The sequence below is a fragment of the Kribbia dieselivorans NBRC 106261 genome, from assembly GCF_001552435.1.
Classification (GTDB): domain Bacteria; phylum Actinomycetota; class Actinomycetes; order Actinomycetales; family Dermatophilaceae; genus Kribbia; species Kribbia dieselivorans.
Genome location: NZ_BCRE01000024.1, coordinates 18,592 through 32,692 on the forward strand (window position 1 = coordinate 18,592; position 14,101 = coordinate 32,692).

Annotated in this window: 12 protein-coding genes; 8 read left to right on the top strand and 4 right to left on the bottom strand. The window is 65.7% G+C overall.

Going from position 1 to position 14,101, the window contains the following annotated elements:
* Nucleotide 1 precedes the first annotated feature (1 nt).
* On the top strand, nt 2-904 hold the full coding sequence (locus tag KD1_RS02325; RefSeq protein ID WP_174521086.1) for an ABC transporter ATP-binding protein: 903 nt from the start codon (nt 2-4) through the stop codon (nt 902-904).
* Nucleotides 901-2,496: an ABC transporter permease gene (locus KD1_RS02330; RefSeq protein WP_068396947.1), complete on the top strand. Its 1,596-nt coding sequence runs from the start codon at nt 901-903 to the stop codon at nt 2,494-2,496. The genes KD1_RS02325 and KD1_RS02330 overlap by 4 nt, the downstream gene beginning before the upstream one ends.
* 9 nt (nt 2,497-2,505) lie before the next feature.
* Here KD1_RS02330 and KD1_RS02335 read toward each other — a convergent pair whose 3' ends face one another.
* Together KD1_RS02335 and KD1_RS02340 are read right to left on the bottom strand one after the other, a co-directional pair.
* Nucleotides 2,506-3,522, bottom strand: a complete 1,017-nt coding sequence (locus KD1_RS02335) for a glycosyltransferase family 2 protein (RefSeq protein WP_083541952.1) — start codon at nt 3,520-3,522, stop codon at nt 2,506-2,508.
* Entirely contained in the window at nt 3,494-4,606 is a 1,113-nt protein-coding gene (locus KD1_RS02340; protein ID WP_169795317.1) for a glycosyltransferase family 4 protein, read from the bottom strand. Before KD1_RS02340 ends, KD1_RS02335 begins: the two co-directional genes overlap by 29 nt.
* Nucleotides 4,607-5,407: 801 nt before the next feature.
* Here KD1_RS02340 and KD1_RS02345 point away from each other — a divergent pair.
* The 3 genes from KD1_RS02345 (at nt 5,408) to KD1_RS02355 (ending at nt 7,901) form a co-directional block, all read left to right on the top strand.
* A complete protein-coding gene (locus KD1_RS02345) occupies nt 5,408-5,929 on the top strand; it encodes a glycosyltransferase (RefSeq protein WP_169795318.1) in 522 nt (173 codons plus the stop codon).
* A complete protein-coding gene (locus tag KD1_RS02350) occupies nt 5,920-6,840 on the top strand; it encodes a glycosyltransferase family 2 protein (protein ID WP_068396959.1) in 921 nt (306 codons plus the stop codon). Before KD1_RS02345 ends, KD1_RS02350 begins: the two co-directional genes overlap by 10 nt.
* A gap of 65 nt (nt 6,841-6,905) precedes the next feature.
* Nucleotides 6,906-7,901 carry a polysaccharide pyruvyl transferase family protein gene (locus KD1_RS02355; protein WP_169795319.1) on the top strand — a complete coding sequence of 332 codons (996 nt, stop codon included), beginning with the start codon at nt 6,906-6,908 and terminating at the stop codon, nt 7,899-7,901.
* On the opposite strand, the gene KD1_RS02360 is transcribed toward KD1_RS02355, so the two are convergent.
* Both KD1_RS02360 and KD1_RS02365 read right to left on the bottom strand, forming a co-directional pair.
* Nucleotides 7,873-9,483, bottom strand: a complete 1,611-nt coding sequence (locus KD1_RS02360; protein ID WP_068396965.1) for a lipopolysaccharide biosynthesis protein — start codon at nt 9,481-9,483, stop codon at nt 7,873-7,875. The two genes, KD1_RS02355 and KD1_RS02360, sit on opposite strands and share 29 nt — an antisense overlap.
* Nucleotides 9,480-10,562, bottom strand: coding sequence for a mannose-1-phosphate guanylyltransferase (locus tag KD1_RS02365; protein ID WP_068396968.1), 1,083 nt, complete (start codon nt 10,560-10,562; stop codon nt 9,480-9,482). Before KD1_RS02365 ends, KD1_RS02360 begins: the two co-directional genes overlap by 4 nt.
* 185 nt (nt 10,563-10,747) lie before the next feature.
* Here KD1_RS02365 and KD1_RS02370 point away from each other — a divergent pair, with 185 nt between their 5' ends.
* The 3 genes from KD1_RS02370 to KD1_RS02375 form a co-directional block, all read left to right on the top strand.
* Entirely contained in the window at nt 10,748-11,911 is a 1,164-nt protein-coding gene (locus KD1_RS02370) for a glycosyltransferase family 4 protein (protein WP_068396970.1), read from the top strand.
* Between the two features lie 56 nt (nt 11,912-11,967).
* Entirely contained in the window at nt 11,968-12,870 is a 903-nt protein-coding gene (locus tag KD1_RS16105; protein ID WP_083541954.1) for a glycosyltransferase, read from the top strand.
* Between the two features lie 264 nt (nt 12,871-13,134).
* On the top strand, nt 13,135-14,101 hold a 967-nt coding region (locus KD1_RS02375; protein ID WP_068396973.1), incomplete at its 3' end, for a D-alanyl-D-alanine carboxypeptidase family protein.

Below are 14,101 nucleotides of genomic sequence, written 5' to 3' on the forward strand. Positions count from 1 at the left end.
CGTGAGCACCGCAATCGACATCCGCGGACTACACAAGTCCTTCGGGCACACGCACGCACTCAACGGCCTGGACCTCAGCGTCGAACACGGCGAGGTCCACGGCTTCCTGGGGCCCAACGGCTCCGGCAAGTCCACGACGCTCCGCCTGTTGCTCGGCCTGCTGCGCAAGGACTCGGGCGAGATGCGCCTGCTCGACGGCGACCCGTGGACCGACGCCGAACGTCTGCACCGACAACTGGCGTATGTCCCCGGAGATGTCTCCCTCTGGCCCAACCTCACCGGCGGTGAGGTCATCGATCTGCTCGGTCGGATGCGCGGCGGCCTGGTCGAGTCAAAACGCGCGGACCTCATCGAGCGATTCGACCTCGACCCGACCAAGAAGGCCCGCACGTACTCCAAGGGCAACCGTCAGAAGGTCGCGCTCGTGGCCGCCCTGGCCAGTGACGTCCCGCTGCTCCTCCTCGACGAGCCCACGGCCGGCCTCGACCCACTCATGGAGGCCACGTTCCGCGACGTGGTGGCGGAGTCCACCGCGGATGACGGCCGGACGGTGCTGTTGAGCAGCCACATCCTCAGCGAGATCGAACACCTCTGCAAACGGATCACGATCATCAGGGACGGACGCGCCGTGCGCACCGGGTCGCTCACCGACCTGCGCCACCTCTCGCGCACCCACATCGAGGCCCAAACCGACACCGTCGCCGTCGGGCTGGAGACGATGCCCGGCGTGCACGACCTCGTCACCGACGGCACGCACGTCAGCCTGCGCGCGGACCCGGACGCCATCGACGACGTCATGCGCCTTCTCGCTGCCGCGAACATCACCGCCCTGACCGCCTCACCGCCCTCCCTCGAGGACCTCTTCATGGGGATCTACGAGAGCGCGGGCAGCGAATCCCGATGAGTTCCCTGACCAGCACCGGCCACCTCATTCGCCTGGCGCTGCGCCGCGACCGCGTCGTGATCCCCCTGGTGGCGGTGGCGGCCGCGGTCGTAGCCGGGTTCAGCGCGAAGGCCGTCTACGACCTCTACCCCTCGGGTACGGCCATGGAGGGACTCGTCGCCACCTACGCGAACCCCGCCACGCGCGCCATCTACGGCCACCTCCCCACACCGGCGACGCTCGACACCATCGCCACCTTCGAGATCAGCACGCTGGGTGCGCTGGCCTGCGCCGTCCTGGCCTACGGTCTGGTGCGCCGGCATACCCGCACCGACGAGGAGGCCGGACGGCTGGAGTTGCTCGGCGCCACGGTGATGGGCCGTCTCGCCCCGCTGACGGCCGCGCTGACCGTGGCCCTCGGAGCGGTGCTGCTCACGACGGTGATGGGTGTGGCCGCAATCCTGTGGGGTGGCGTGCCGGCCGGCACCGGCACGATCGCGTTCGCGCTGTACTGGCTCGGCCCCGGATTGGTGTGGGCCGGCGTCGGAGCGGTTGCGGGTCAGGTCTCGGAGACGTCGCGGGGGGCTGGTGGCATCTCCCTCGCTCTCCTGGGCGTGGCCTTCCTCGTGCGTGCCATCGGTTCGCTCAGCACGTCATTAAGCTGGCTGTTGTGGCTGACCCCCTTCGGGTGGAGCGATAAGTTGTCCGTCTATGGGGCCAATCGCCTCTGGCCGTTCGCGATCTCGCTCACGGTCGGAGCGGTGCTCATCACCACGGCGTACATCCTCCAGGCCCGTCGCGATCACGGCTCCGGTCTGATCCAACCCACCCCTGGTCCACCTCGGGCCAACGCGGGTCTCGCCGGCCCGTTCGGGTTGCTGTGGCGCTCCCTTCGCCCCTCCCTGCTTGGGTGGTCGATCGCCTTCGCCATCCTCGGCATCGGACTGGGCACCCTGCGCACGTCGGTGGACGACATGCTCAGCGACCCGACCATCCGCGACCTCGTCACACAAATGGCCGGTGGCCAGCTTGACTCACTCGTGAATCTCTACTTCTCGGTCATGCTGACGATGGTCGGGCTCGTGGCCGCGGCATTCGGTCTCACCACGGTGCTCCGCCTGCACAGCGCCGAGGAGGCCGGCCACGCCGAGCTCCTGCTGTCCACCGCCGCCAGCCGCACACGATTCTTCCTGGCTCACCTCATCCCTGCGGCCTTGGGAACGCTCGTCCTCCTCGTGGTTTTCGGAGCGTCGATCGGGGCCTCGGCGAGCATGATCGATGGCGACTGGTCGTGGCTGTCGACCCTGCTCCTGGCCAGCTTGGCTCAGGCGCCGGCGTTGCTGGTCGTCGTCGGCGTGGCGGCCCTCGCCATGGGGATCCATTCGGACCTGGCACCGTTCGTCTGGGCGTACTACGCACTGGTCGCGGTGCTCTCGTGGATGGGTGCGGCCTTGCGTCTGCCGCAGTGGATCATCGACTTCTCGCCCTTCGCGCACAGCCCGCACCTGCCCGGTGGTGAGGCGGGGTGGACCAGCATGGCGGTCATGTCGGCCATCGCGCTGGCGCTGGCGCTCGCCGGGTGGTGGCGCTACACGCGCCGCGACGTCGGCTGAAGGTCGAACTCAACGACGCTTTCGTGCTTCGGGGTCGCCAAACATGGCCATCTTCAGTGCCACGCCGGCCCCGACAGCCGTTCCCGCGGTGTGCACTGCTGCTCGAAGCACGCCACCGCCCGCAGTCCGGAAACGAAGTTTGAACGGCTGATCGCCCCGAAGCCGCAGCGCGTCATAGGCGAGTTTCAGGTCCTCACGCACCGACTCCGCGACGACCTTCACGTTGTTCTGCGCGTGTGAGTCACGCAGGCCCAGATTGTGCGCCAGCAGGACCATGTGGTTACGGGCGCCGTAATACTTGTAGCGTGTGTCGAAGCGATGGCCCTTGGCGTACGTGCCTCCGACGTGACGCACCACCGCATTCGGTGTGTAGATGATGCGGTAACCAGCCTTCCGCAGTCGAAGTGCGATGTCGGTTTCCTCCCGGAGACAGGTGCCGGGGTAGTGGTCGTGGATGCCCCCCAATTCGTCCACTGCAGACCGGAGGACGGACATGTTGGCCCCCAGAAGGTGGTCCACGTCGACATCTGTTTCCGTGATGGCGGCGAAGTTTCCGGTCAGGATTCCGTTGGGCAGCAACTTCCCTACCTCATCAACACCCTCCTGCTCCTCGCCAGGCACGCCATTTCGGGCCCGGCCTCCGACCGCACCCACTCCAGGCTGGTAACGCTTGAGCAACTCCTCCAGCCAGTCGGGTTCCGCGTAGGCATCATCATCGATGAAGGCCACGACCTCGCCCTTCGTCAGCTCCATACCGATTGCGCGGGAAGTCGCCGTGTGACCTCGTCCAAGGTCATTGCGTGTGTAGATCACTCCGGGAAACTCCGCGGCGGCGAGGGCGGTGCGATGGTCAGGAGAAGCGTCAATCACGACAATCTCGTGGGGCGCAACCGACTGCTTCGCCAAATGCTCCAAGCACTCACGTACATGGTCAGGTCGGTTGTAGGTGGCAATGACGACGGTCACGCTCAGGCCGGGCCATTGCCCGCCTTGCGGATCAGTGCGCGGCAGCGGAGTGGAGGACATTGCGGTAGACCTCTCCCAGTCGGGGTGATTGGACGTCGGCGGAATAGATGGTGCGGAAGCGGCGTGTGGCCGCGTGGGACGCAGTCAGCCACATGTCCGGGTCAAGCAGTTCCTTGACTGCTGCGGCAATGGCGGTTGGGTCGCGCTCTACAACCCGACCGGCATCAGCGCCCACCAGGTCAGGCAGGCCAGGCAGGTTGGACACAACGGCCGGGATGCCGGCCGCCAACGGTTCCAGGGTGCTGAACGGCACCCCGGTGTCGAAGGCCGAGGGGTACACAAGAATGTCGATGGACGGGTAGATCTCCCTAAGCAGTCGCCCTCGATCGACAAGTGGAAGCCATTCGATTCCCTGCGAGGACAGCCATGACGCGTCGTGTCGGGGCTCGGAACCGACGATGAGCAATTCAAGGTCAGGAAAGTCCAATCGCAGCCGCCGGTGTGCTTCGACAACCAGCGGGCCACCCTTGGCGTCAAAGTCCTTCGCCACGAATCCCAGCCGTCGCGGAGTACGCGCCGCCTGTTCAGGGGCTGCGGGATACGCCAAGAAGTTCGGGATGATCTCAATGAGGGCTGGGTCCCAGCCTCGCGTCACCAGATGCTCGCGAAGATCCTCGTTGGGTGCGACGTAACGCGCGATTGATCCCGAACGCATGGCGCAGATCGTCGCCCCGGACCATGCGCCGATGGCTGCGTCGATCGCGTTGGCCACGCGGATACGGCGTGGACTCCAATGCCACGCATTGGCGTAGACCCACTCCATCGGTCCGCCCCCGGTCATGACAATTGGGGGGTGCTGTCCAAGGAACCGCGTGTGAAAGACATGCACATGGATAAGGTCGAACGCTCCTGGCTCCACCTCGAAGAGTCGAACCGGCTCACGATAGGCAAGCCCGGAACTGCGAAGCGCGTACTCCCCCTTCCGCAGGACTGCCACCCCCAACGCGCGGAGCCGTCGACGACCAGCCTGTACGTCGGCGTGCGTGCCAACTTCTCGCAGCAGCCCACGGCGAAGTGCCTCGTCGTAAGTCACGTACGTCACACCGGGCGGAGGTGACGCAAGCAATTGCTCGGTGAAGGTCACGTCCCCAGACAACGGGTCGAGACCGCGCACTGGCGAAACCAACAAGACCATCAACGGCCTTCTCCGTTCCGAATCGCTCTCCACGTCCCCCGCCGTCTTATCGTGTGGTCTGGCATTGACTCGTAGCACGAGCGGATTCTGGTGTCAGCCAGCGGCACCGTAGGAAGGATACCCAACCTTTCGAACGCCAGCGATCCGAAGATCCTTCGGCACTGGCGGCACAACGAGCTGGACTCTCGGTTCGCGTCTCATGAACGGGTCTGGCTTCAGCTGCCTATCCCAGCCCATGTGAGACTGGACCGAGACTGCCTGGGGTGGCGATCCGGCCCGCCTCATTCGTCGAGACGAGGGGAGACATCCGTGCGCGTGATTGTGTCCGTACCCTGGACATGGCAGTTCGGAGGGCCTGACCCTGACGTTGCGGCTGGGCTGTCCGCGGACGTCCGAGCTCGCCGGAAGGACTGGGAGGTTGGGCGCAGGCGTGCCGCCTTCAACTTCTTGCGTGACGCATACCACCTTGCGCGCGCAGCTCGACACGCCGGCGCTGTCGTCATATGCACTTTGGGCATCGAGGTAGGCCTCGCGGCGCTCCTGATCAAGGTCTTGTCGCCAAGAACCAAGGTCGTCGTCTTCGACTTCTTGGCCCCTCGCAGGCAGTTTCCACGCGCACTGGGTCAATTGATCCTTCGCGCGGTCGACACCTTCTTGGTGATTCGAACTGGTGATCAAGGCATGCTCCACCGACGGTTCGCCGTCAAAGGAGACCGGATACGGTTCATTCGATGGCCTGTCAGGACGGAGGTGACGAAGCTGCCCACCGCTGACGAGGGGTACATCTATGCTGCAGGCTGGGCACACCGGGACTGGGACACCCTGTTGAGGGCGTTGGTTGAGGTCGATCTTCCCGCCATTCTTGCCCCCGGCCACCCCCTGACCCCCATCGGCTCCTCAGCGGACCGAGTTCAGATCATCGATATGCCCGCACCCGAGGACGGACGGGCTCTCGCTTCGAAGGCCGCCGCTATTGCAGTGGTCATGTCGCCGACCGACCTGCCGTCCGGACCGCTGGTCCTCCTCGATGCGCTTGGCATGGGCAAGGCTGTTGTCACGACGAGGGTCAACGGAACGCAGGACTACGTGACCGACCGCGAGAATGCATTGGTCGTCCCGCCTGGTGATCCCACCGCCCTCGCTCAGGCACTGCGCCGTGTGGCGGACGACCAGGGGTTACGCGCCGCACTCGGCAGCAACGCGCGTCAGCGCGTCTTGGCAGACCACTCGGTCCACGCCTTCTGGAAGGAGCTTCTGACCTCATGCCGCTGATCTCGGTGATCTTGCCTGTCAGGGACGGCAGCAGAACGCTCGGAACGGCCGTTCGGTCGACCCTGCGGAGCATGCCCAAGGACGCAGAACTGCTCATCTTGGACGATGGCTCGGTGGACCACCCCGAACGGCTCGTCGAAGAGGTCAGCGACGCGCGCATCCGCATGCTCAGGAACGACCGAAGCGTTGGTGTCGGAGCGGGTCTGCAGCAATTGTTGGACGCCACCGACAGCCGGTACGTGTTCCGTATGGACGCTGACGATGTGTGCCTGCCAGGACGCTTCCATGCTCAGCTCGCAGCCTTGGACGGCGCTGACTTGGCCTTCACGCCGATCATCAAGTTCAAGGACGGATCACGGGTTCTCCGTCCCGGCCTTCCTCTGCCCATCACGGCAGAGGCCATGCCCCTCCATCTATTGGTCCACAATCCCCTCTGCCACCCCACCATGGCTGCCCGCCGCGAGGCCTTGGCGACGGCCGGAGGCTACCGCGGGGTGCAAGCGGAAGATCACGACCTGTGGCTCCGCTCGCTGAGGACGGGGCTTCGTTTGGTCCGGACCTCCGTGCCCGCGCTCGCCTATCGCTCTCACGCCCAGCAGATCTCCACCGAGGATGGGTTCATCCAACGTGCCCACGCGAACCCCCTTCTACGGGACGCATACCGCGAGTTCGTCACGGAGGTATTCAAGGTCGACGCGACGTGGCTCGACACCTTGTGGTCAGGGGAATCTGGCACACCACGGATGAAAACGGATCTGAGTCCCCTGAAGCTGCTGTTGGAGGACCACGCGCGGAAGCTTCCCCTCATCCAACGAATCATCCTGGGTCGGACCACACGTCTTCTCTCGCAACGCGTCGAGGTGGCGGCCGCCCACACTCACACGCCAACGGCAGAGGAGAAACTTGGATGAGGGATCACCGGTCTCCTCTCACCAGAGATGACGCGCTCTACGTGGAGAGTCTGAGGTCGACCATCATGAGCGTCCTTGTGGATGCGCTCCGCGGCCACACGAAGGTCGCCCTCCTCGGCATCCCACGGCACCGCAATCTGGGTGACTCCATGATCGCCGGTGGCACCCTGGCACTGCTGCGCAGGATGAACGTGGAGGTCGTTTACCTGTCAGACCTTGCGGGGCTTGATTTGAAGGTCTTGCATGCGCTTCCTCAGGACCTGCCTGTCCTGTTCCTCGGGGGAGGCAATCTTGGCGATCTGTACCCGTATGAGGAGGAGTCCCGGCTTCGGGTTATCGCCACGGACCCCGATCGCCGTTACGTCGTGCTGCCTCAGACCATTCACTTCGAGAACACTGACGCAGTCGAGCGGTCTGCCCGCGTCTACTCGTCGGCACCCGACCTCACACTGCTCGTGCGCGACCGACGCTCACAGGCATTCGCCGAGGAGGCCTTCCCCCATGTCGAGGCCGTCTGGTCACCCGACCACGCGCTCGGGTGGACGCCCACCGTTCGCCCGAGCCACATGCGACGGCCCCGCGTCGTGGCCAGGCGCGATGAAGAGGCCATGCATCAGGATCGAGATGCTCCAGCCGACGACTGGACGTGGAGTCGCCTGAACCACTTGGCATGGCGAGCTGCCACGGGGACGGGGTCAGTCGCGCGTCGCCTCCCCTCCACTGCGCCGACCGTATGGGTGGCGTCGAAGGCGGCGGCGTCTCAGACTGGCGTCAACCTGCGTGCCGCCGAGAAAATCGCCTCCAACAGCTCGGCCATCGCGACGAACAGACTCCATGCCCACATACTCAGTTGTCTCTCTGGGGTACCCAGTTTCGTGGCCGACAACTCCTACGGCAAGGTCAAGGGCATCTTCGACGAGTACTCAGGCGGGTTCACAACTGCCAACTGGTGCGAGGATTTGGATCAGGCCATTGCGCGGCTGCCCGGAACAGACACCCAAGCGAGTTCGGGCACGTCGCCCAATGTGAACCTCAACCCACCCGGCGCCCCAGCAGGGTAAGCAGGTGTCCGCCTGGACCGCGGGCAATTCGGGGGACGGCCCGTCGGATGGCGTTCACATCCCCCATCGTCAAGCCCACCCGTGCAACAGCCAGAACCGACAGAAACAGCACCCCTCCAGCGACGCCCCCCAAAACAGCGGATGCCACCGCCGATAGACCGATGAGGCCCATTCCCCACCAGACCACCCAACCAACGAAGCCCCCGACGCCAATTGGCAGAAGATCGGCGACCACGGATCGCGGCGAAACCCCTAGGGTCCTTACCTCGCCGCGCAACAGCGCGACCGTCTGGCCGAGCGTTCCGGCAATGTTGCCGACGACTGCGCCCCAGATGCCAATGATGGGGATGAGTGGCACCATGAGACCGACGTTGAGCGCCAGCGAGATGACGCTGACGCGAAATAGTCGCGAGCCCTGTAATCTCGCCGCAACGAACGCCGACAGTGGCCCACCGAGAATGGAAATGGCACCTCCCATCGCCAATACCAGCATGACGGGCGATACCTCGGCGAATTCCGCCCCGTAGATTAGGGGAATGAGCAGCGCGAGCGAAGGCATGATCGTCGCCATCAGGGCCCCCGCGACCGTCGCAGCCGAGCGCAAGGTTCGCCCCAACGCCCGCCCGACGGCGCTCGGATCGACCTCGTGCAACCCCGACACCGCGGGGATGAGCGGTCCTATCAGTGCCTGAGCCGGACTGAACAAATGCGCCGAGAGACCGTAGGCCAACGCGAAGATTCCCGCCGCGTGCTCGGCAGACATCCACGTTAGCACCGCCACTTCCGACCGATTCGACAGCAGAGAGCCGACCAGTCCTGCAGCGGCGGTGGGTAGCGCGAACCGCCAGAAGCCCTCCGGGAATCCCCATGGGAACGTCGGCCTCAAGACAGCACGACGATACCAAGGCGAGATCAAGACCATCGCGGTGCCCGCGCCCAACGCCCCGACGATGATCCGTGCCGCCCAGATGCTGTCGGACGTGCCCACCGTCACGGCCGCTAGCACCACTGCTACCTGCGTCAGCAGGTTGATCACCAAGGCATTCTTGGCGCCCCCAGCCGTCTTGTTCTCGATTCCCAGACACGTGGCTGCCCCGGCAAAAAAAGCCGAGACCCAGATGCCGAACACCACCGCCAGCACGAGGAGCACCCAGTCCACCCTGACGAGTGCCACCACCACAACAGTCATGATCGGGGCAGCCACCATGAGACGAAAGCCTTGCGATTTGGATAGCAACGACTGGACTTCGGTTCGGCGGCCAGCCGAGTGCGCCTTAGCCCCGAACTGCAAGGTGCCCGAGCCAACCCCCATCCCTGCGATCGACCCCGCGAGGCCGATGATCATCGTGAGATAGGCCAATCGACCGTAGTCGACCACGCCCAGAACCCGCGCCAGGAGGATGTTGACCAGAAAGCCAACACCAACCCCAAAGATGACGTTGACTAGGGTCCACGACGCCCCATGTATCGCTCGATCCTGCAACTCACCCCGACTCAGCGGCGCCGGTCCGTCAGGATTCTTGGGGTCGATCGGCTGGGGCGTCCCGGAAGGCGCGTCCCCGTCACTGCCGGCGCTGGTCATACGAGGTCGGCCCGTCCCGACTCCTTGAGTGCGGTCACGACCTTCTTCACATTTTGTGCCTGCGCTCTAGTCGTGACGAGCAGCGCATCAGGGGTGTCCACCACGACCACGTCCTCCAGTCCGACCACGGCCACCAAGCGCCCACCCTGCGGCGCGATGAAGCCCGTTGCGTCGACAACCCGCACGGCAGCGCGGTCACCCAAGACCGTCACGCCGTCGACCGTGTCGGCCACAAGGTCGCCGAGCGAGGCGAAGTCACCCACGTCGTCCCACGAGAAGGCGCCGTCCACCACGGCGACCCGGCCGATGTCGGCCGCTGGTTCGGCCACGGCATGGTCGATGGCGATCTTCTCCAGCGTCGGCCACGTCTCGGCCAACGAATCCGGTTGAGCGGCCAACGACCGCAGGCCAGCGGCCAACTGCGGGTGCCACTTGGCGAGGAGGTCAAGCAGCACCCCGGCCTTGACCACGAACATGCCCGCGTTCCACCGAAACTCCCCGGTGGCCAAATAGCGAGCGGCCCGCTCGGCGTTCGGCTTCTCGACGAACTGGCGGACTCGGCGCGCACGCAGGCCCTTGATCGTCGGCCCCTCTTGGATGTAGCCGAACCCGGTCGACGGGAAGGTCGGCTCGATGCCAATCGTCACCAAATAGTCCTTGCGGGCTGCCTCCACGGCCGCTCCGACCGCAGAGTGGAAGGCTTCGAGGTCGGTGATGATGTGGTCCGCGGCGAACGACCCCATGATCGTGTCCGGATCGCGGGCCTCCAGCACGGCCGCAGCCCACCCGATGGCGGCCATGGAGTCCCGGGGGCTCGGCTCAGCCAACACATGCCGAATGTGGGGCAGTTGGTCCCGCACCGCCGCCTCATGTGCCGCACCCGTCACCACCATGGTATTGCTGCCAACCAGTGGCTCGAGCCGATCGACGGTGGACTGGATCAGGGTCCGACCAGTCCCCGTGAGGTCGTGGAGGAACTTCGGTGACCCGGCCCGGCTCAGCGGCCACAATCGCGTGCCGGCGCCGCCGGCAGGCACGACGGCCCAGAAGGAGTCGAGTGGTGGGGTCTGATCAGCCATGGACAGACGGTAACGAGCGAATGGCCCACTCACCAAAGAAGCCCGACCAGTGACGGATCACTGATGCCACGGCGAGCCGCCGGAGCCGAGTTCACCGATTGGTCACCTAGATGTCACCTGACACACCCCTCCAAGTAGCCAAGATGCACCGCAACGAGGGAAGATGGGGCACCGTGCGTGTAGCCATGGTGACGGAGTCATTCCTGCCGAGCCTCAACGGCGTGACGACCTCGGTCTGTCGCGTCGCTGAGTGCCTGCGTCAGCAGGGGCACAAGGCGCTCATCATCGCGCCCTCCCCTGCCCCCACCTCATTCGCCGGTCACCCCGTCCGAGCGGTCCCAGCCGTCCCTGTACGCGGCTTCAATGCGGGCGTGCCGACCAACACCATGATCCGTGCACTGCGCGACTTCAAGCCTGACGTCATGCACGTCGCCTCCCCCTTCCTGATCGGCGCGCGCGGCCTGCATGTGGCCCAGGACATGGGCATCCCGACGGTGGCCATCTACCAGACCGACATGCCCAGTTATGTCGAGCAGCACGGTCCGGGTGCGATCGGCCGCGGAGCCGCGGAGATCGTCTGGCACTGGGTCCGGCGGATGCACTCGCAAGCGAACCTCACTCTGGCGCCCAGCCAGCCGACCCTCGACGAGCTGCGCATGCACGGCGTTCCCCGGACCGCGCTCTGGGGTCGCGGTGTCGACACCGGCCTCTTCCACCCGGAGTGGCGTGACGAGGCCGGGAGCGTTGCCCTGCGGGAGACCTTGGCCCCCAACGGCGAGGTTCTTCTCGGCTACGTCGGTCGATTGGCGCCCGAGAAGGAACTCCACCGGCTCGTCGAGGTCGCCTCGATTCCCCACACGCGACTGGTCCTCGTCGGTGAGGGCCCCAGCCGCGCGGACATCGGCGCACTCCTGAGCGAGGCCGTGGCCTCCCGCACCGGCCGACCGAACCTGCCTCCGGTCTTCCTTGGCCGGCGGAGCGGCGATGACCTGGCCCGTGCCTACGGCGCCATGGACATCTTCGTGCACACCGGCACGAAGGAGACCTTCGGCCAGACGCTCCAGGAGGCCGCGGCGATGGGCCTGCCGGTCGTCGCCCCCGCCCGCGGCGGTCCGGTGGACCTGGTCGACCACGGGCGCACCGGCCACCTCTTCGACCCGGACGTCGCCGGTGACCTGCACCGCATGACCGCCCCGATTGTCGAGGACCCGGTACTGAGGACCTCCATGGGTGCTGCTGGCATGGCCCGGGTGCGCGAACGATCGTGGAACGCCCTGACGGAACAACTCCTGGAGCACTATCGTTCCGTCGCTGATGCGCCAGCTCTGGCCCGTCGCTCAGTCGCCTGATCGCCCGACGAGGAGAAGTAGGTGGGTGGCCGCCTCTCATCGATACCCTTTGCAGCATGAGTGCTGACCCTCGAGTGACCGCCATCATCCCCGCCTACAACCCTGGCCCCTTCTTGGAGCGATCGCTGGCGAGCGTTCTTGCACAGGAGAACGTAGACCTCGATGTAGTGGTTGTTGATGATGGTTCGAGCGAGGACATCTCCCAAGTCCCTGGGCTGGACGACCCGCGTGTGCGATTCCTGCGGCAGGAGAATCGGGGCGTTTCAGCGGCGCGAAACCTGGCTGTGGCGCTTACCGATGCCGAGTACGTCGCGTTCCTTGACCAAGACGACGAGTGGTCCAGTCGGACGAAGATCGCGCAACAACTCGATGTCGCCCGCGACAATCCAGATGCCTCCTTCGTGCACGCTGGCTTCACGTGGGTTCTACCGAATCAAGAGGTCGATGCGTCTCGCCCCAGCCCCGTCACCTACGAAACAAGTTTGGCTGGCAGCGGTTACGTCTGCCTGTCAAGCCTCCTCGTTCAGCGGGTTAGATACATTGTGGTGGGAGGTCACGACATCGCCTTGGCTCAACAGCAGGATTGGGACCTAGTCCTCAAGTTACTTAAGGTCTTTGGGCCCGCCGCCCACGTTTCTGGTGCAATGGTGCGATATCACGTCCACGGGGGAAACGCCTCAAATAACTACGCAAAGGCAGCACAGGAGTCCAACGAGGTATACGACCGGAACATCGCGTCCGATCGAACCGGAACAATCGGCCCATACGCCGCTTCTGGTAGACGGTCAGCAAACCGCCTCTACGCAAGCAAGGCGATCGATGCTGCACGAGAGTCCCTACGGGCCCGGGATCTAACGGCAACCGCCCGGCACCTGGTCGAGGCGGGCCGCATCACTCCGAGCGCAGTACCGGCGGCGCTCAAGGCCACCGCGTCCCGGCGTCTGGGAAGAGGCGCCTGACACGAGTCTCCTCAACGCGGCTCGTTCAGCCTCACGCAATCACCAGGCCCAAGCGTCATGAAGACTCGGCTAACGCGCCGACGCCAACACTCTCGGAACGCTCCGTGGGAGCACGTGGCAAGATGTGCCCTCGTGCCATCGCCTTACCCGCGCCGACTGCTGTGGCTCCCAGCGGCGCTGACTGCAGCCGCCCTCACGGTGGGCGGTCCCACGGCGCATGCTGCGCCATCTCCGAAGCCGAGCCTGCCCCGCCCCCAGGTGACCGTGAGCCGCTACGACGCGCTCGGTGGCCCCAAGATGGCCGCGCACGGCGTGGTGAAGGACGCGCGGGCCACCACTCCCCCGGCCGTGCGCAACGTCTCGTGGCTCATCGCCGATCTCGACTCGGGTGAAGTACTCGCCGCCAAGGCCCCGCATGCGAAACTACGACCGGCCAGCACGCTCAAGACCCTGACTGCCCTGACCCTCATTCCACAGATCTCCCCGAAGTCGAGCCACCGCATCACCGATGCGGACTCGCAGGCCGAGGGCACGCGGGTCGGGCTCGTCCCCGGCGCCCGGTACACCGGTGACGAACTCTTCAACGCGCTGCTCCTGTCGTCGGGCAACGACGCCGCCTATGCGCTGGCCCGCGTCGGCGGCGGCCGCGACACGGTCCTGCGTGAGATGAACGCCCAGGCGCGCCGCCTCGGCGCCTGGGACACCCACGCCGCAGACCCCGCCGGGCTCGATGCGCCGGCCCAGTACTCCAGCGCCTACGACCTCGCCCTCATCGGGCGGGAGGCGATGAAGAACACGCGCTTCCGCACCTACGTCGCCCGCAAGAACGCCACGCTCCCAGGCGTCAAGCGCGGCGCCACGCGCACCCGTTTCGAGATCAGCAACCACAACGCGGTGCTGTACAACTACCCCGGCGCGATCGGTGTCAAGAACGGGTACACGACCAAAGCCAACCACACGCTCATCTCGGCGGTGCGCCGCAACGGCCGCACCCTGATCATCACCCAGATGTACGGCCTGCAAGGCGGTTGGCGCCCCACCGCGGCCCTCTATGACTGGGCCTTCGCCAACATCGACCGGCTCAGCCCCGTGGGGCACCTCGTGTCGCCGGCAGAGGCGCAGCGGATCGCCGCGAGTCGCACGACGTCACGCGAGCGCAGCCGCACGACCGAGCCCACTCCTCGCGCGACGGCGCAGCCGACGGCCTCAGCGGCGCCGGTCGCCACGCCGG